We start from the raw sequence: 19,154 nt of genomic DNA on the forward strand, positions 1-19,154 counted from the left end.
CGGATAATTATTGTAAAATCAATGTTTGAACATCACATGACGAATGGCGGTGTAATCCTCCAGCCCGTACATCGACATATCCTTGCCGTAGCCGGACAGTTTCTGGCCGCCGTGCGGCATTTCGCTCACCAGCATGAAGTGGGTGTTCACCCAGGTGCAGCCGTATTGCAGGCGGGCGCTTAAGCGATGCGCGCGGCCCACGTCGCGAGTCCACACGGACGACGCCAGCCCGTAGTTGGATTCGTTCGCCCAGGCCAGCACCTGCTCTTCGTCGTCAAACGGCGTCACCGTCACTACCGGGCCGAACACCTCGCGCTGCACGATTTCATCCTCCTGGCGCGCACCGGCCAGCAGCGTCGGCTGGAAGTAGTAACCCGGCCCCTTCACCTTCTCGCCGCCGGTCACCACCTGCACGTGCGGCAACGCTTTGGCGCGCTCGACAAAACCGGCGACCCGCTCCAGATGCTGGGCGGTAATCAATGGCCCCAGCTCGGTGCTCTCGTCGTCCGGCGCGCCGATCTTCAGGCTGGCCACCGCCTCGCCCAGCCGCTTCACCAGCTCGGGATAAATGCTTTTCTGCGCGTAGATGCGGCAGGCGGCGGTGCAATCCTGCCCGGCGTTGTAGAAACCGAAGCCGCGAATGCCGTCCACCACCTGCTGCAGATCGGCGTCGTCGAACACCAGCACCGGCGCCTTGCCGCCCAGCTCCATATGGGTGCGCTTAATGCCGGCGGCGGTGTGGGCGATGATGTGCTCGCCGGTGGCGATCGAGCCGGTCAGCGACACCATGCGCACCTTGTCATGCCCGGTCAACCGATCGCCGACGCTTGCGCCGCGGCCGAACAGCACGTTGAGCACGCCCGGCGGGAACAGCCCGGCGGCCAGTTCGGCCAGTTTGAAAGTGGTCAGCGGCGTCTGCTCGGAAGGCTTGATCACCACGCAGTTGCCCGCCGCCAGCGCCGGCGCCAGTTTCCAGGCCGCCATCATCAGCGGGTAGTTCCACGGCGCGATCGAGGCCACCACGCCCAGCGGATCGCGGCGGATCATCGAGGTATGCCCGGCCAGATACTCGCCGGCCGCCATGCCGGTCAGGCAGCGGCTGGCCCCGGCGAAGAAGCGAAACACGTCGGCCACCGCCGGCAGTTCGTCGTTCAACACGCAGTGATAAGGCTTGCCGCAGTTGAGCGACTCCAGCCTGGCGAAGGTCTCGGCATGCGCATCGATCAGATCCGCCAGCTTGAGCAGATGCTCGGCGCGCTCTTTCGGCGTGGTTTGCCCCCAGGCGGCGAACGCGGCGTCCGCCGCCAGCACCGCGCGATCGACCTGCTCCGGGCTGGCCTCCGCCACCTGCGCGATCACTTCGCCGGTCGCCGGGTTATACACCGGCTGGGTCGCGCCCTGGCCGTTCACCAGGTGGCCGTCAATCAACAGTTGGCTTTGCATAGGGTTATCCTTTTATCAGAGGTCGGGTAAGGAAATTATTTGCCGCTGCCGGCGACGCTTTCCCCACCTTTGGTCAGGTAGTAAGCGCCGAGGATCGGCAGCATGGTCAACAGCATTACCGACAGCGCCACCACGTTGGTGATCGGCACATCGCGCGGGCGACCGAGCTGGTTCAGCAGCCACAGCGGCAGCGTGCGCTCGTGGCCGGCGGTAAAGGTGGTCACGATGATTTCATCGAACGACAGCGCGAACGCCAGCATGCCCCCGGCCAGCAGCGCCGAGCCGAGGTTCGGCAAGATCACGTAACGGAAGGTTTGCCAGCCGTCGGCGCCGAGATCCATCGACGCTTCGATCAGGCTGTACGAGGTGCGGCGGAACCGGGCGATGACGTTGTTGAACACGATCACCACGCAGAACGTCGCATGGCCGACGACGATAGTCAGGATGCCCGGCTCGATGTTCAGCGCCTTGAACGCGGCCAGCAGCGCCAAACCGGTGACGATCCCCGGCAGCGCGATCGGCAGCAGCAACAGCAGCGAAATGCTGTCCTTGCCGAAGAAATCGCGCCGATACAGCGCCGCCGCCGCCAAGGTGCCGAGCACCAGCGCGATGGCGGTCGCCAGGCAGGCGATCTGCGCCGACAGCAGCACCGCATCGAGGATATCCTGCCGCCCGGCGGCAACGTTGAACCAGTGCAGCGTAAACCCCTTCGGCGGGAAGCTGAAAGCGGCATCCTCGGTGTTGAAGGCGTAGATGGCGATGATCGCCAACGGGAAATGCAGGAAGACAAGTCCGCCCCAGGCGGCCAGCTTCAGCCCTAAGGGCGCGCGTTCAGAGTGCATCGAAAGCCCCCAGACGTTTGACGATGGAAAGGTAGATGGCGATCAGGACGATCGGCACCAGCGTAAAGGCCGCGGCCATCGGCATATTGCCGATCGCACCCTGCTGGGCGTACACCATGCTGCCGATGAAATAGCCCGGCGGCCCCACCAGCTGCGGCACGATAAAGTCACCCAGCGTCAGCGAAAAGGTGAAGATCGACCCGGCGGCGATGCCCGGCACCGCCAGCGGCAAAATGACGTGGCGGAAGGTCTGCGCCGGCCGGGCGCCCAGATCCGCCGAGGCGTGCAGCAGCGAGGGCGGCAGGCGCTCCAGCGCCGCCTGGATCGGCAGGATCATGAACGGTAGCCAGATATAGACGAACACCAGAAAACGCCCCAGCCCTGAGGTCGACAGCGTGTTGCCGCCGACGCCGGGCACCGTCAGCAGCGAAGCCAACAGTGGCTCCAGCCCCAGGTGCTGCAGGAACCACTGCGCCACGCCGTCTTTCGCCAGCAGCAGGGTCCAGGCGTAGGCTTTAACGATATAGCTGGCCCACATCGGCATCATCACCGCGATGTAAAAGAACGCCTTGACGCGGCCGCTGGTGTAGCGCGCCATGTAATAGGCGATCGGGAACGCCAGCACCGCGCTGGCCAGCGACACCAGCACCGCCATGGTCAGCGTGCGCAGGATGATGTCGTAGTTGGCCGGGTTGAACAGCGCCGCCAGGTTGGCGAAGGTCAGATCCGGCGTCACCGCCATGGTGAAATCGTCGAAGGTGTAAAACCCTTGCCACAGCAGCGTCAGCAGCGAACCGAGGTACACCGCGCCGAACCACAGCAGCGGCGGCATCAGCAGCAAAAGCAGATACAGCGTCGGCCGGCGATAGAGCCAGGTCGACAGCGCGCGCACGGTGCCGCCGCGCGCCGAGGGGGAATCGATGCTCATGTCCATCTCACCTCTCCTCCAGCAGCGGCACCATCGCCGCGCGCGGCCAGCAGGCGACGATCGGCTGGCCGATCTGCCGCTGTTGCCCTTCGGCGAGCCACTGCGGATTGGCCTGGCTGACCAGCAGCTTTTCGCCGCCGTTCAGCGCGATTTCATACCGCGTGGCCGCGCCCTGGTAATGGATTTCCTGCAGCGTGCCCTGCACCTGGATCTCGTCCTGCGCCGCGCCGCCCAGCTCCAGCAGGCGGATATGCTCCGGCCGGATCGAGAAGGTTCGGCTTTCGCCGAGCAGGCGCTGCGCCAGCTCGCTGCGCACCACGTTGGAGGTGCCGACGAATTCGGCGACGAACGGCGTCTTAGGCCGCATGTAAAGCTCGCGCGGCGTATCCACCTGTTCGATGCGGCCGTTATTGAACACCGCCACCCGATCGGACATCGACAGCGCTTCGCTTTGATCGTGGGTGACGAAGATAAAGGTGATGCCCAGCTGGCGCTGCAGCTTCTTCAGCTCGCCCTGCATCTGCTCGCGCAGCTTGAGATCCAGCGCGCCGAGCGGTTCGTCCAGCAGCAGCACCCGCGGCCGATTGACCAGCGCGCGCGCCAACGCCACGCGCTGCCGCTGGCCGCCCGACAGGTGCGCCGGTTTGCGTTCGGCAACGAAACCGAGCGCCACGCTCTCCAGCGCCTCTTGCGCCCGCGCCAGCCGCTCGCGTTTGGCGACGCCCTTCACCATCAGGCCGTAGGCGACGTTTTCCAGCACCGACATGTGCGGGAACAGCGCGTAATCCTGAAACACCGTATTCACGTCGCGCTGGTACGGCGGCAGGTTGGCGGCTTCCTGGCCGTGGATGCGAATCGAGCCGGAAGAGAGCTGTTCAAAGCCGGCGATCAGGCGCAGGCAGGTGGTTTTGCCCGAGCCGGACGGCCCGAGCATGGAGAAGAATTCCCCGTCCTGAATGTCGATAGATACCCGATCCACGGCGCGAACATCGCCGAAAGTCCGCGAAACATCGATGAATTGCACGGCAATGGTCATTTTCTGTGCTCCATACTGATGTAGTTCGGGCGCAGCGGGCTGCGCCCCGCGGCTTAGCGGCCGCCCATGATGGCGATGTAATCCTGGGTCCAGCGGCTGTACGGCACGAACTTGCCGCCCTGCGCCTGCGGCGTTTTCCAGAAGGCGATTTTGTCGAACTGGTTGAAGCCGTTGGTTTCGCAGCCCTTCTCACCCAGCAGCGCGCTGGCCTTGCAGCCCGCCGGCGAAGCCGGCACCGACCCGAACCAGGCCGCCACGTCGCCCTGCACCTTCGGCTCCAGCGACCAGTTCATCCACTGGTAGGCGCAGCTCGGGTGCTTGGCGTCGGCATGGAGCATGGTGGTGTCCGCCCAGCCGGTCACGCCCTCTTTCGGGAACACGGTGGCGATCGGCTGCCCCTCGCCCTTCAGGGCGTTGGCCTGATACGGCCAGGCGCTGGAGGCCACCACGCCTTCGTTTTTAAAGTCGCTCATCTGCACCGAGGTGTCGTGCCAGTAGCGGTGGATCAGCGCGTGCTGGCTGCGCAGCAGCTTCAGCGCCGCCTGATACTGCTCTTCGTTGAGCTGGTATGGATCGCTGATGCCGAGCTGCGGCTGGGTGGCCTTCAGGAACAGCGCCGCGTCGGCGATGTAGATCGGGCCGTCGTAAGCCTGCACCCGGCCCTGGTTGCTCTTGCCGTCCGGCAGGTTCTGCTGCTGGAAGATCACCGCCCAGCTGTCCGGCGGCGTCGGGAAGGTTTTGGTGTTGTACATCAGCAGGTTCGGCCCCCACTGGTACGGCGTGCCGTAGGTTTTGCCGTCCACGGTGTACCAGGCGCCGTTCAGCAGGCGCGGATCGATGTTCTTCCAGTTAGGGATCAGCGCGGTGTTGATCGGCTGCACCCGCTTGCCGAAGATCAGGCGCAGCGAAGCGTCGCCGGAGGCGGTCACCAGATCGTAGCCGCCCTTGGCCATCAGGCTGACCATTTCATCAGAGGTGGCGGCGGTCTTCACATTCACCGCACAGCCGGTTTGCTTCTCAAACTGGGTGACCCAGTCGTAGTTTTTGTCGGACTGGCCGCGTTCGATGTAGCCGGGCCAGGCGATGATATCCAGCCGGCCTTCGCCTTTGCCCAGCGTCTGCGGCAGATCGGCCGCCTGGGCCAGGCCGCACAGCACGGTAAGACAGAGCGCGGAGACGGTGGTGGTGACTGCGGTAGTTTTTCCCATCGTAATTACCCCTGTGTTGCTTATCGGTATGCGGCAGGGAACGGCTGCCGCCTGATTTTTCTTGATATAACCGTTAGAAGCCGGCTTTGAACTTCGCCATTACGTGCCTGACAACGCTGTAATCCTGCAGTGAATCGCTGGACAGATCCTTGCCGTAGCCGGAGCGTTTCAGGCCGCCGTGCGGCATCTCGCTCGCCAAGGTGAAATGGGTGTTGATCCAGGTGCTGCCGTACTGCAGATGGGCGGCGATGTGCAGCGCCCGATCGATATTTTGCGTCCACACCGACGAAGCCAGCCCGTATTCCGAGTCGTTGGCCCACGCCACCGCCTGCTCCAGGTGTTCGAAGCGCGTGACGCTGACCACCGGGCCAAACACCTCGCGCTGCACGATTTCGTCGCTTTGCAGGCAGCCCGCCAGCAGGGTCGGCTGGTAGTAGAACCCCGGCCCGGAGTGGGCCGCGGCGCCGGTGATCAATTCGATATGCGGTTGGCTGAGCGCCCGCTCGACGAAGCTGGCGACGCGATCGCGCTGGCGGGCACTGATTAACGGGCCGATCTCATTATCCTGATCGCGCTTGCGGGCGAAGCGCAGGCTGGCAACCGCCTCGCCCAGCGCGTCCACCAGCTTGGGATAGATGCCCGCCTGCGCGTAGATGCGGCAGGCGGCAGTGCAGTCCTGGCCGGCGTTGTAATAGCCGTAGGTGCGAATGCCGTTGACCACTTCGTCGAGATCGGCATCGTCGCAGACGATCACCGGCGCCTTGCCCCCCAATTCCAGGTGGGTGCGCTTGACGCTTTTGGCCGCCGCCTGAAGAATTTTTTGCCCGGTGACGATATCGCCGGTGACCGATACCAGCCGCACCTGCGGGTGCCCCACCAGCTGGCTGCCGACCCCTTCCCCGCCGCCGTAGACGATATTCAGCACGCCCGGCGGCAGGATCTCCTGCAGCGCCGGCACCAGCGCCAGAATGGTCAGCGGCGTATGTTCAGAGGGTTTGAACACCACCGTATTGCCCGCCGCCAGCGCCGGCGCGATCTTCCACGCCGCCATCATCAGCGGATAGTTCCAGGGGGCGATCGAGGCCACCACGCCGATCGGATCGCGGCGGATCATCGAGGTGTGGCCCGGCACATACTCGCCGGCCAACTGCCCTTGCTGCGTGCGTACCGCGCCGGCGAAGAAGCGGAACACGTCGACCGCCGCCGGCAGATCGTCATTGAGCGCCTGATGCAGCGGTTTGCCGCAGTTGAGGGCTTCCAGCTGCGCCAGCTGCGGCGCCTGCCGCTCGATGGCGTCGGCAATGCGCAGCAACAGGGCGGCGCGCTGGGCCGGCGTGGTGCGCGACCAGTGACCAAACGCCTGCTGCGCGGCTTTCACCGCGCTGCCGACCTGCGCCGAAGAGGCTTCGGTCAGGGCGATCAGCGTCTCGCCGTTGGCCGGATTGACGATGCATTCCTGCTGGCCTTCGCCGTCGATAAGCTGACCGTTAATGAACTGCTGACAGGACAAACCTGAGAGAACCTGCACATCTGCCATCGCCTGACGCCCCTAAGTGACAAAAACGTTAACTAAATGTGAATAAGTTAGTTTTAATCAGCCTAAGCGAGCCTCTGGCGGGCAACAAATTCTAAATACTGAACGCCGCGTTCGATTAAATCGAATGCTTAAGCCCGGCGGCGTGTTTGCTGCCGTTCTCGCGCGCGATGGTAAGGAACGGCGTCACCAGCTCCGGCCGCGCGCTGCCGCGCCGCCACGCCAACCCGATGTCCAGCGGCTCCAGCAGATCGTCCAGCTTGCGCGCCTCGATCATGTTGCCTTCCAGCGACCAGGCGCGGTACGCCATGTCCGGCTGGATGGAGACCCCCATCCCCGCCGCCACCAGGCTGCGCACCGCCTCGGTCGAGGCGGTCTTCATGGCGATCTCCGGTTTCAGCCCGGCGCGCGCCCAGATGCGCCGCGCGTGCACGTCCATTTCATCGGCGTTGAGCTGGATCAGCGGCTGTTTGGCCACGTCCGCCAGGCTGATACTCTCGTGCTCCAGCAGCGGGTGCAGCGGCGGCAACCACAGGCGATACGGCGAGTGCATCAGTACCTCGGTCTGCAGCGCGTCGCGGTCTTCGATGTTCGACAGGATCAGCACGCCGATGTCGATCTCGCCGCTGACCAACAGATGCTCGATATACGGGCGCTCGTCTTCAACCACCTGCACGGTGACGTTGGGATAGGCCGATTTAAAGCGCGTGAGCAGCTCCACCAGGAAGTAGCCGGCCACCAGGCTGGTGACGCCGACGGTCAGCTTGCCGGTCAGGCTTTCGGTGCCGATCTGCAGGCTGCGCTTGGCGTTGTCCACCGTCGCCAGGATCAGATACGACTGGCGCAGAAACTGGTGCCCCTGATGGGTCAGCGTCATGCCCTTGGCGTGGCGATCGAACAGCCGCACGCCGATCTCGGTTTCCAACTGCTGGATCGCCAGCGTCAGCGAAGACTGGGAGACAAACACCGCCTGGGCGCCGGCGGAGATCGACCCGGTTTCCGCCACCGCGATAAAGTGGCGGATTTGGCGTAACGTCATCATCCCCATCGCCTTTCAAGCCGCTGCGTTGTTGTCTGCGTTCTATTACGTGGCCCATCCGTGGGCCACGCCCTAACGGGCCGCTGCAAGCAGCGTTCAAATCTGCTCCCGGCAGATTTGTCCCCCCAGTCACTTACTTGAGTAAGCTCCTGGGGATGCACGCCCTTGCCGCCTAGCCGCAACTTGAAATTCATTGGGGATCACCTCAATCAAGATTGTTAGATTGATTGTAGATCCCGCAAAAAAAGCGATCGGGCAAAGTATCAAAAACGCGATAGCGTTCGCTTTTTTAGAATGCTAATGGTGAAAATAACCAGAATTGTGGAGAAGTCGGGAGATGTTCACTGAGGTGTGGGGCGTAGCGAGCGCCGGCCAGATTGGGCACGGCCAGCGCGCAGGGCCCGGAGCGTACACGCAGTACGTGAGGAGACCGAGCACTGCCCAGGCTCAAGCTGGCGGTGCTCGGTAGACGATCACATTAAATCGCTTCTTCGTCCTGCTCGCCGGTACGAATGCGCACCACGCGCGCCACGTCGAAGACGAAGATTTTGCCGTCGCCGATCTTGCCGGTCTGCGCGGTCTGCATGATGGTTTCCACGCAGGTGTCGACGATGTCGTCGGCAACCACGATCTCGATCTTCACCTTAGGCAGAAAGTCGACCATGTACTCGGCGCCGCGGTACAGCTCGGTGTGGCCCTTCTGGCGGCCGAAGCCTTTCACTTCGGTGACCGTCATGCCGGTGATGCCCACTTCGGCCAGCGCTTCGCGGACGTCATCCAGTTTGAACGGCTTGATAATCGCGTCGATCTTTTTCATCTTCTTTCCTTTTACCAATTTTTGCGGCCAAAACCGGATGTGATGGGGTAGCGGCGGTCTTTGCCGAAGTTACGGGCGGTGATACGCGGCCCGACGGCGGCCTGACGCCGCTTGTATTCGTTGATGTCCACCAGGCGGATCACCTTGCGCACGATCGCTTCGTCGAACCCTTCGGCCACCAGATCGGCGACCGACTTGTCGCGCTCAACGTAGCCTTCCAGGATCGCGTCCAGGATATCGTATGGCGGCAGGCTGTCCTGATCGACCTGATCCGGCGCCAGCTCGGCGGACGGCGGACGATCGATCACCCGCTGCGGGATCACGTAGGAGACGGTGTTACGGTATTCGGACAGCTTGAACACCAGCGTTTTCGGCACGTCCTTCAGCACGTCGAAACCGCCGGCCATATCGCCGTACAGCGTGGCGTAACCGACCGCCATTTCGCTCTTGTTGCCGGTGGTCAGCACGATGCTGCGGCGTTTGTTGGACAGCGCCATCAGCACCACCCCGCGGCAACGCGCCTGCAGGTTTTCTTCGGTGGTGTCGCGCTCGGTGCCGGCGAACATCGGCGACAGCTGGCCCATAAAGGCGTCGAACATCGGTTCGATGGAGACGATATCGAACTCCACGCCGAGGATTTCCGCCTCTTCCTTGGCGTCGGCGATGCTGATATCCGCGGTATAGCGGAACGGCATCATCAGCGCCTGCACCTTGTCTTTGCCCAGCGCATCTACGGCGATCGCCAGCGTCAGCGCCGAGTCGATGCCGCCGGACAGCCCCAGCACCGCGCCTTTAAAGCCGTTTTTGGTCACGTAGTCGCGCACCGCCAACACCAGCGCCTGGTACACCTGCGCCAGCTGCGGCAGCTCGGCGGCCGGATCGGCCATCGGCACCACGGCCAGCTCGTTGAATTCCAGGCGGGTCACCTGCTCGTCGAAGGCCGCCAGACGGTGAGTCATGGTGCCGGCGGCGTCGAAGACCTTGGAGCAGCCGTCGAAGATCAGCTCATCCTGGCCGCCGACCTGATTGAGGTACACCAGCGGCAGCTGGGTGCGCTGGCAGTGGCCGGCCATCAGCGTTTTGCGGATATACGGCTTTTCGCGGTTATACGGCGAGGCGTTGATCGACAGGATAATCTCCGCGCCGGCCGCCTTGGCGGCGTCGATCGGCTCAGGGAACCACAGATCTTCGCAAATCAGCAGACCCAGACGGTAGCCTTTCAGCTCCACCACGCAGGTGTCGTTGCCGGCGTGGAAATAGCGCTTCTCATCGAACACGCCGTAGTTCGGCAGCTGCTGCTTGAAGTAGCGGGTCAGCAGGCGGCCTTCGGCAAACAGCGACAGCGCGTTATACAGCTTGTCGCCTTCGCGCCACGGGTGGCCGACCAGGATCGCGGTCTCGGCGGAGGCCTGCTGCAGGCGCAGCAGCTGCGCGTCGCAGCGCTGATAGAAGTCATTGCGATACAGCAGATCTTCCGGCGGGTAGCCGGACAGCGCCAGTTCGCTGAACATGACCAGATCGGCTCCCGCCTTCTGCTGCTCCTGCACGATTTGCAACATGCGTTCGGTGTTGCCTTCAATGTCGCCGACCAGCAGGTTCAGCTGGGCCAGGGCGATGGAAAGTGATCTGCTCATTTGTGTACGATCCCGCTTAATACGTTCCATGGTGCTCTACGCCGGGCGCGCCGCGGCAAAGAGAACGGAGTGTAAATCATTCCGCCGGATTTGTTGAGAACCTGCGTGGCAGGCACCGGCGGCAAACTGTCATTCTTTAAAATCGTTGGCGTCCAGCTCGTGGCGCGACAGCAATTTGTAAAACTCGGTGCGGTTGCGGCCCGCCATGCGCGCGGCCTGGGTCACGTTGCCCTTGGTGATCTGCAACAGCTTGCGCAGGTAGTGCAATTCGAACTGGTTGCGCGCTTCGGCGAAGGTCGGCAGCGCGGTGTTTTCCCCTTCCAGCGCCTGCTCCACCAGCGCTTCGCCGATCACAGGCGCCGAGGTCAGCGCCACACACTGCTCGATGACGTTGACCAGCTGACGCACGTTGCCCGGCCAGCTGGCGGTCATCAGCCGCTTCATGGCGTCGGTCGAGAAGCTGCGCACGAACGGCTTGTGCCGCTGGGCCGCTTCGCGCAACAGGTGGTTGGCCAACAGCGGGATATCTTCGGCGCGTTCGTTGAGCGCCGGGATCTTCAGGTTCACCACGTTGAGGCGATAGTAGAGATCTTCTCGGAACTCGTTCTTCGCCATCGCCTTTTGCAGATCGCGGTGGGTGGCGGAGATGATGCGCACGTCAATGTCCAGATCGCGGTTGCTGCCCAGCGGCCGCACCTTGCGCTCCTGCAGCACGCGCAGCAACTTCACCTGCAGCGACAGCGGCATATCGCCGATCTCGTCGAGGAACAGCGTGCCGCCCGCCGCCGCCTGGAACAGCCCTTCGCGGCTGCTGACCGCGCCGGTAAAGGCGCCCTTGGCGTGGCCGAACAGTTCGGACTCCAGCAGCTGCTCCGGCAGCGCGCCGCAGTTGATGGCGATGAACGCCTTGCCGGCGCGGGGGCTGGCGGCGTGGATCGCCTGCGCCACCACCTCTTTGCCGGTGCCGCTCTGGCCGTTGATCAAGACGCTGACGTCGGACTGCGCCACCATTTTCACCTGCTCCAGCAGGCGCAGCATCAGCGGGCTGCGGGTGACGATATCTTCGCGCCAGGCGTCGTCGCCGGCCGGGGTGGCCGACAGCGCGAGCGCTTCGTCGATCGCCTTGTACAGCGCATCGCGATCCACCGGTTTGGTCAGGAAGCTGAACACCCCCTGCTGGGTGGCGGCCACCGCATCGGGAATCGAACCGTGCGCGGTGAGAATGATCACCGGCATGCCCGGCTGATGCTTTTGGATCTCGGCGAACAGCGCCATGCCGTCCATCTCGTCCATACGCAGATCGCTGATCACCAGATCGATCTGTTCGCGCGCCAGCAGGCGCAACGCTTCCTGGCCGCTTTCGGCGGTGGTGACGTGAAAACCTTCGCTGGTCAGACGCATGCCCAGCAGCTTCAGCAGGCTGGGATCGTCGTCAACCAAGAGCAGGTTGGCCGGTTTGCGTGCGGTCATTGCGCGTGAGACTCCTTATTGGCAGGGGGCGGCGTATAGGTGTCTTCCGGTTCAACCGGCAGCGCGGTGCCCTTTTCCGGTTCGTCCTGCGGCTCCGCCCCTTTGGCGGCCGCGCCGTTTTTACCGGCGGCTTCGCCCTTTTGCGAGCCTGTGTTGTTTTCCGGGATTTCCCCTTGCAGCTGCTTGCGCGAAGAGAGCTGGCGCTCGATGTCGGTCAGGTTTTCCAGCTTGCGCGAGGTGTCCTGCAGCTGCGATTGCAAACGCGCCTGGCTCTGGCGCAGCGAATCGATCTGGCTGTCGCTGCTCTCCTGCAGATGCTGATAGCGCGCTTTTTCATCGAACAGCGTGATCTGCAGCATCTGCTGCTGGCGCCACAGCTGCGTCAGCGGCCGCAACGAGCCGGGGAACTCCATTCGGTAGCTGTTGATCCTGTCGATCATCTGGCGGCGCTCGCCGGAAGTCGGCTGCGCGCTGCCCAGCAGGATGCTCTGTTTGAAAACGCCGGACCAGCTGTCGCCAGGCACCGTTTTCGCCAGCGCGCGCGCCTGGGTCGACCCGATGCGATCGGCGCAGTCCATCGCGCGCAGCCAGTAGAGCGCGTTATCCAGCGCGTCCTTGTCGTCCAACTGCCACAGGGTATCGCAAGCCGCGGTGCGGTAATCGATCACCTTGGTATCCGGGATCGCCTCTTGCTGCTGAGCGTTCAGGCCGCCGCTGACGGCGCGATCGACGCAGCCCGCCAGCAACAGCGGCATAAAGAAGACGGCGCCCAACCAGCCGATCGGGCGTTTGCCGAGCGGCGTCCTGTGCGTGGCACGCGGTGAACCTTCGGTCTGTGAAAGACGAAGGCGCTTAGACCATGTGTACATTATTTATTCATTCTCGGCGGTTAACGGCAATTCAATGCGGAAGCAGACGTCTGCACCGGCGACCGTCGCCAGTTGCAGCTCACCGCGCATGCGACGGATACAGTCCTGAGCGATGCTCAACCCCAGTCCGCTTCCTTTTACCGCCCCTTTTCGCTGGTGACTACCCTGGAAAAAAGGCTCGAAAATCATGGCTCTTTCAGCCTCGGGGATCGGCGTGCCGGTATTGGCGACGTCGATTTGCACCCGTTGTCCAACCTGACGGCTGCGGATCCAAATGTTACCGGATTCCTTGCCGTAGTGCACCGCATTGGAATAGAGATTATCCAGCACGCGCATTAATAGCGTAGGCTCTGCCCAGCAGATTTCCGCCTCCAGCGCAATTTCGGTGGAAATCATCTTCGCCCGCGCCGGCAAACTGTGCGCGGCGACCACCAAATCGACCATTTCGCGCAGCTCGACGTTCTCATGTGCCGCCGGGCCATCGGCCAGTTTGCGGTTGTAATCCAGCAGCTGTTCAATCAGCTGCTGCAGATGGCGGCTGCTGTTGTCGAGGATCGTCACCACCTCTTTCTGATCGGAAGTCAGCGGCCCCGCCACCTCGTCGGCCAGCAGCTCGGTGCCTTCGCGCATGCTGGCCAGCGGCGTTTTCAGCTCGTGCGAGATATGGCGCAAGAACTCGTGGCGCTGCGATTCCAGCCACGCCAGCCGCTCGCTCAGCCAGATAATGCGCTGCGCCAGGGAACGCAACTCGCGCGGCCCTTTGAACGACGCGGTGCTGCCCAGCGCGCGCCCTTCCCCCAAACGGTTGATCATCCGCTCCACGGCCTTGACCGGCCCGATGATCATGCGGGTGAACAGCACCACCAGCAGCACGCTGACCAGGAACAGCAGCAGCGCCTGCCAGCCGAAGAACTGGCCGCGCTCGGCGATGGCCTGCTGCAGCTGCTGGCCGCGCGAGAACACCACCGCGCGCGTGGCCTGCACCATTTCGGCGTTGGAGCGCGAGAACGACTCGAGCAAGGCGGAAGCCTCTTGATCCGGCCCGCTGTTATGGCATTTGATCGCCGCCAGCTGGGTCAGCAGCTGGCGCAACGTTTGATAATAGCGCTCGTCCGGCAGAATCGGCGCATGGGCGTCCAGCATCTGCGAATACTGCTTGCGCTGGTTCTGATACAGCTTTTGCAGCGTGGGATCGACCAGCACGCAGTACTGACGATAGCTGCGCTCCATCTCCAGCGCCACGCTGGTCATCGCCTCGCTGCGCCGCGCGTCCACCAGCGTGGTGCGGTTGATGTCCGCCGCCTGCGCGCTGAGGTGATCCAGGCTCTGGTAGGCCTGATAGGCCAGCACCAGCAGCGGCAGCAGCACTAACAGGAAGGCCAGCAGCACCAATTGCCGCAGCGAACGGGGGAATAAACGCCATCTTTTCAACGAAATCATCTCATTCTCTCAGCTCTGTCACGATGCTAACTGACTCGCCGGAAAGAGAAAAGCCCGGCAAGGGAGAATCCTGAGCGCGCAAGGAAAAAGCTGCGGGATCGGTGAACCGCGCCCATAGGCCTGGCCTGCCGACGGCATGCGGCCCCGGTAACATCAACCGGTGCGATAGCAAGAGTGTGGGGATAGCGTCTGCGTTCGAGGGCATAGGCAACGCAACAGGGATAAGCGCAGCGTTGAGAATTGACATCGGGGCAAGAAACTTGCCCCAACGCAAGGAAAGTGTGGATGCCCTTAAACCTCGTCCCCAGGGTGATGTAGCGCAGCGGCTGGCATCGAACAGGACGAATAGCATCCGTAAGTATCCAGGATTGATGAACCCTTCATCACAGTTGGATACAGGCGGTGCCTCACTCCACGTGTCGCCCGATGCTTGATAAAGCCGCTTGCACGGTCTGTTATCGGTTTGGTTGGACGATAGGCACCATTTCTTTGGCATCATTCGGAGGCTTATGAGGCGATTTGCCGTCTAATTACGGCGCCGTCATAAAAAGGTGAATGAGCAGCCGCCGAGAATAATGCACGTTACGTGCCAACTTTGCAATAAAAATAATAACCAGATGATTTTATTAAAAAATAAGATTATATCAGCAAATTTCTTTGTGCATCACGCCCCGATGAGCGATGAAAAAAACGCCGCGCTGTCGCCAAATGCAGACAACTAAAGCCAAACCCATTTACCATTAATAAAATCAAATAGTTAAGTGTCTCCATTTAGCGACAGGGAAAATAGCGCCTGTCGCAAAATGCAGACACTGCCGCCAGACGGCGAACGCCGGCCATAAAAAAGGGCGCAATTGCTTGCACCCTCTGTACGGCGGTGGCCGTTTTTAGCCCAGCTGCTTACGGGCGTTGCGGAACATGCGCATCCACGGGCTGTCCTCGCCCCATTCTTCCGGGTGCCAGGAGTTGCTGACGGTGCGGAACACGCGTTCCGGGTGCGGCATCATCACCGTGGCGCGCCCGTTGGCGCTGGTCACGGCGGTAATGCCGTTCGGCGAACCGTTCGGGTTGGCCGGGTAAGTTTCCGTCACCTGACCGGCGTTGTTGACGAAACGCAGCGCCACCAGGCCGTGGCTTTCCAGCGCGGCCAGATGCGCCGCATCGCGCACTTCGACATGCCCCTCGCCGTGGGAAACGGCGATCGGCATGCGCGAACCGGTCATGCCCTGCAGGAACAGCGACGGGCTGGCCGCCACTTCCACCAGGCTGAAACGCGCCTCGAAACGATCCGACAGGTTGCGCACAAAGCGCGGCCAGTGCTCTGCGCCCGGGATCAGCTCGCGCAGGTTGGACATCATCTGGCAGCCGTTGCACACGCCCAGCGCCAGCGTCTGCGGACGGTGGAAGAACGCTTCGAACTCGTCCCGCACCCGCTCGTTGAACAGGATAGACTTCGCCCAGCCTTCGCCGGCGCCCAGTACGTCGCCGTAAGAGAAGCCGCCGCAGGCCACCAGCGTGTGGAAGTCCTGCAGATCGCGGCGCCCCGCCAGCAGATCGCTCATGTGCACGTCCACCGCGTCAAAGCCGGCGCGGTGGAACGCCGCCGCCATTTCAACGTGAGAGTTCACCCCCTGCTCGCGCAGCACCGCCACTTTCGGGCGAGCGCCCTTGGCGATATACGGCGCGGCGATGTCTTCCTGCGGTGCGAAGGTCAGCTTCACGTTCAGGCCGGGATCTTGTTCATCCTGCTTGGCCTGATGTTCCTGATCGGCGCACGCCGGGTTGTCGCGCAGGCGCTGCATCTGCCAGGTGGTTTCCGCCCACCAGGTGCGCAGCGTATTGCGGCTTTCGCTGTACAGCGCCTTGCCGTGTTGGGTGATGACGAAACGATCGCCGGCCTGCACGCTGCCGATGTGATGCACATTGTCGGTCAGACCGTGCTGAGCGAACGCCTGCTTCACGTCATCGAGACGTTCGGCGCTCACCTGGATCACCGCGCCCAGCTCTTCGTTGAACAGCACCGCCAGCGCATCATCGCCGAGGCCGTCAAGGTTGACGTCCACGCCGCAGTGACCGGCGAAGGCCATCTCCGCCAGCGTCACCAGCAGGCCGCCGTCGGCGCGGTCGTGGTAAGCCAACAGCGCTTGATCGGCCACCAGCTGCTGCATGGCGTTGAAGAAGCCCGCCAGCTGCGCAACGTTGCGCACGTCGGCTGGTTTGTCACCCAGTTGGCGATAAACCTGCGCCAGCGCGGTGGCACCCAGCGCGTTATGGCCGTTGCCCAGATCGATCAACAGCAGCGCGCTGTCGCCCTTATCGGTGCGCAGCTGCGGCGTCACGGTGTGGCGCACGTCCTCCACGCGGGCGAAGGCGGTGATGACCAGCGACAGCGGCGAGGTCATTTCACGCTGTTCGTTGCCTTCCTGCCAGCGGGTCTTCATCGACATGGAGTCTTTACCCACCGGGATAGTGATGCCCAGCGCCGGGCACAGTTCTTCGCCCACCGCTTTCACCGCTTCGTACAGGCCGGCGTCTTCGCCCGGGTGGCCGGCGGCGGCCATCCAGTTGGCGGACAGCTTCACGCGCTTCAGGCTGCCGATCTCGGTGGCGGCCAGGTTGGTCAGCGCTTCCCCGACCGCCAGGCGGCCGGAGGCGGCGAAGTCCAGCAGCGCCACCGGTGCGCGTTCACCGAGCGACATCGCTTCGCCGTAATAGCTGTCCAGGCTGGCGGTGGTGACCGCACAGTCGGCCACCGGGATCTGCCACGGGCCGACCATTTGGTCACGCGCCACCATGCCGGTAACGGTGCGATCGCCGATGGTGATCAGGAAGGTTTTCTCCGCCACGGCCGGCAGATGCAGCACGCGTTTCACCGCGTCGGCCAGCGTGATGTTCTCGCGCTGCACCGCCTCGCCGCTCGCCTGCAGGCGGGTGACGTCGCGGGTCATTTTCGGCGTCTTGCCGAGCAGTACGTCCAGCGGCATGTCGATCGGCTGGTTGTCGAAGTGGCGGTCGTTGAGCGTCAGGTGCTGTTCTTCGGTCGCTTCGCCGATCACCGCGTAAGGCGCGCGCTCGCGGCGGCAGATCTCGTCGAACTGCGCCATCTGCGCCGGGGCAATCGCCATCACGTAACGTTCCTGCGATTCGTTGCACCACACTTCCAGCGGGCTCATGCCCGGCTCGTCGTTGAGGATATCGCGCAGCTCAAAGCGGCCGCCGCGGCCGCCGTCGCTCACCAGCTCCGGCATGGCGTTGGACAGGCCGCCGGCGCCGACGTCATGGATGAACAGGATCGGGTTCTGATCGCCCAGCTGCCAGCAGCGGTCGATCACTTCCTGACAGCGGCGCTCCATTTCCGGGTTGTCGCGCTGCACCGAAGCGAAGTCCAGATCGGCGTCGGACTGGCCGGACGCCATCGACGAGGCCGCGCCGCCGCCCAGGCCGATATTCATCGCCGGGCCGCCCAGCACCACCAGCTTGGCGCCGACGGTGATTTCCCCTTTCTGCACGTGATCGGCACGGATGTTGCCGATGCCGCCCGCCAGCATGATCGGTTTGTGGTAGCCGCGCAGCTCAACGCCGTTGTGGCTGTTGACGCGCTCTTCATAGGTACGGAAGTAGCCCAGCAGCGCCGGACGACCGAATTCGTTGTTGAACGCCGCGCCGCCCAGCGGGCCTTCGGTCATGATATCCAGCGCGGTGACGATGCGTTCCGGCTTGCCGAAATCCTGTTCCCACGGCTGTTCAAAGCCGGGAATACGCAGGTTGGACACCGAGAAGCCCACCAGGCCGGCCTTCGGCTTGGCGCCGCGGCCGGTAGCCCCCTCGTCGCGGATCTCGCCGCCGGAGCCGGTCGCGGCGCCCGGCCACGGCGAGATCGCCGTCGGGTGGTTGTGGGTTTCCACCTTCATCAGGATGTGCGCGTCTTCCTGATGGTAATCGTAGGTGCCGGTCTCCGGCGCGGCGAAGAAGCGGCCGACCTGCGAGCCTTCCATCACGGCGGCGTTGTCTTTATACGCCGACAGCACATAGTCCGGCGTCTGCTCATAGGTGTTCTTGATCATTTTGAACAGCGATTTAGGCTGCTGTTCGCCGTCGATGATCCAGTCGGCGTTGAAAATCTTGTGGCGGCAGTGCTCGGAGTTGGCCTGCGCGAACATATAAAGTTCGATATCCGTCGGGTTGCGCCCCAAACCGGTAAAGGCATTCAGCAGGTAGTCGATCTCGTCCTGCGCCAGCGCCAGGCCGAGCCGGACGTTGGCCTGCTCCAGCGCGGTGCGCCCTGCGCCCAGCACGTCGACCGACTGATACGGCGCCGGCTGATGGTGCGCGAACAGCTGTTCGGCCTGTTGCAGTTCGCTGAAGACGGTTTCCATCATGCGATCGTGCAGCAGCGCGGCGAGCTGCCGCCACTGGGTTTCCGTCAGCTCGGGCGCCTTGACGTAGAACGCCAGGCCGCGCTCCAGGCGCACGATCTGCTGCAGACCGCAGTTGTGGGCGATGTCGGTGGCTTTGGAAGACCAGGGAGAAATGGTGCCCGGACGCGGCGTAACCAGCAGCAACCGGCCTTCGGGGGCGTGTTCGGCGAGAGAAGGACCGTACTTGAGCAGCCGCTGAAGCTTGGCGTGTTCTTCGGCACTGAGCGGTGCGCTAACATCGGCAAAGTGGACGTACTCGGCGTAGATATCACTGACGGGCAGGTGAGCGTCCTGGCAGCGGGACAGCAGTTTGGTAATGCGAAAAGCCGATAAAGCGGGCGAACCACGCAGAATTTCCATAATCAAAGTTCTCTCGTCTTCGAAGCGACGGATAAGACGCTTCATTGGGCGCAACAGGGGAAAACGCGCGTCATTATAGAGAATCCTCGCCGCCGACGAAACCGTTTGCGTAGGGA

13 protein-coding genes are annotated in these 19,154 nt (G+C 63.1%); all 13 read right to left on the reverse strand.

What is annotated here, in order from left to right:
- Nucleotides 1–18 precede the first annotated feature (18 nt).
- Nucleotides 19–1,443, reverse strand: a complete 1,425-nt coding sequence (patD, locus tag ACJ8IM_RS22430; protein ID WP_033648927.1) for an aminobutyraldehyde dehydrogenase — start codon at nucleotides 1,441–1,443, stop codon at nucleotides 19–21.
- A gap of 35 nt (nucleotides 1,444–1,478) precedes the next feature.
- Nucleotides 1,479–2,285 (reverse strand): ABC transporter permease, encoded by an 807-nt coding sequence (locus ACJ8IM_RS22435; protein ID WP_004941378.1) that lies wholly within the window; start codon nucleotides 2,283–2,285, stop codon nucleotides 1,479–1,481.
- Nucleotides 2,275–3,219 carry an ABC transporter permease gene (locus ACJ8IM_RS22440; protein WP_033654292.1) on the reverse strand — a complete coding sequence of 315 codons (945 nt, stop codon included), beginning with the start codon at nucleotides 3,217–3,219 and terminating at the stop codon, nucleotides 2,275–2,277. Before ACJ8IM_RS22440 ends, ACJ8IM_RS22435 begins: the two co-directional genes overlap by 11 nt.
- Before the next feature lies 1 nt (nucleotide 3,220).
- On the reverse strand, nucleotides 3,221–4,249 hold the full coding sequence (locus ACJ8IM_RS22445; protein ID WP_033654293.1) for an ABC transporter ATP-binding protein: 1,029 nt from the start codon (nucleotides 4,247–4,249) through the stop codon (nucleotides 3,221–3,223).
- Nucleotides 4,250–4,302: 53 nt separating this feature from the next.
- Nucleotides 4,303–5,457, reverse strand: coding sequence for a putative ABC transporter substrate-binding protein YdcS (ydcS, locus tag ACJ8IM_RS22450; RefSeq protein ID WP_033648931.1), 1,155 nt, complete (start codon nucleotides 5,455–5,457; stop codon nucleotides 4,303–4,305).
- Nucleotides 5,458–5,530: 73 nt separating this feature from the next.
- The gene (locus tag ACJ8IM_RS22455) at nucleotides 5,531–6,994 is read right to left on the reverse strand and encodes a gamma-aminobutyraldehyde dehydrogenase (protein ID WP_033654294.1); all 1,464 of its coding nucleotides are present in this window, start codon (nucleotides 6,992–6,994) and stop codon (nucleotides 5,531–5,533) included.
- Nucleotides 6,995–7,109: 115 nt separating this feature from the next.
- On the reverse strand, nucleotides 7,110–8,033 hold the full coding sequence (locus ACJ8IM_RS22460; protein WP_004941365.1) for a LysR substrate-binding domain-containing protein: 924 nt from the start codon (nucleotides 8,031–8,033) through the stop codon (nucleotides 7,110–7,112).
- 475 nt (nucleotides 8,034–8,508) lie between these two features.
- Entirely contained in the window at nucleotides 8,509–8,847 is a 339-nt protein-coding gene (gene glnB, locus ACJ8IM_RS22465) for a nitrogen regulatory protein P-II (protein ID WP_004847623.1), read from the reverse strand.
- 11 nt (nucleotides 8,848–8,858) lie between these two features.
- The gene (locus tag ACJ8IM_RS22470) at nucleotides 8,859–10,481 is read right to left on the reverse strand and encodes an NAD+ synthase (protein ID WP_025303930.1); all 1,623 of its coding nucleotides are present in this window, start codon (nucleotides 10,479–10,481) and stop codon (nucleotides 8,859–8,861) included.
- Between the two features lie 129 nt (nucleotides 10,482–10,610).
- Nucleotides 10,611–11,951 (reverse strand): two-component system response regulator GlrR, encoded by a 1,341-nt coding sequence (gene glrR, locus ACJ8IM_RS22475; protein WP_033635613.1) that lies wholly within the window; start codon nucleotides 11,949–11,951, stop codon nucleotides 10,611–10,613.
- On the reverse strand, nucleotides 11,948–12,820 hold the full coding sequence (qseG, locus tag ACJ8IM_RS22480) for a two-component system QseEF-associated lipoprotein QseG (RefSeq protein ID WP_051917635.1): 873 nt from the start codon (nucleotides 12,818–12,820) through the stop codon (nucleotides 11,948–11,950). Before qseG ends, glrR begins: the two co-directional genes overlap by 4 nt.
- 3 nt (nucleotides 12,821–12,823) lie before the next feature.
- Complete coding sequence (locus ACJ8IM_RS22485; RefSeq protein ID WP_033635614.1) at nucleotides 12,824–14,260, reverse strand: sensor histidine kinase; 1,437 nt, start codon at nucleotides 14,258–14,260, stop codon at nucleotides 12,824–12,826.
- A gap of 887 nt (nucleotides 14,261–15,147) precedes the next feature.
- Nucleotides 15,148–19,041, reverse strand: coding sequence for a phosphoribosylformylglycinamidine synthase (gene purL / locus ACJ8IM_RS22490; RefSeq protein ID WP_172448749.1), 3,894 nt, complete (start codon nucleotides 19,039–19,041; stop codon nucleotides 15,148–15,150).
- Nucleotides 19,042–19,154 lie beyond the last annotated feature (113 nt).

The sequence above is a fragment of the Serratia sp. CY33525 genome, assembly GCF_052169115.1.
Classification (GTDB): Bacteria; Pseudomonadota; Gammaproteobacteria; order Enterobacterales; family Enterobacteriaceae; genus Serratia; species Serratia sarumanii.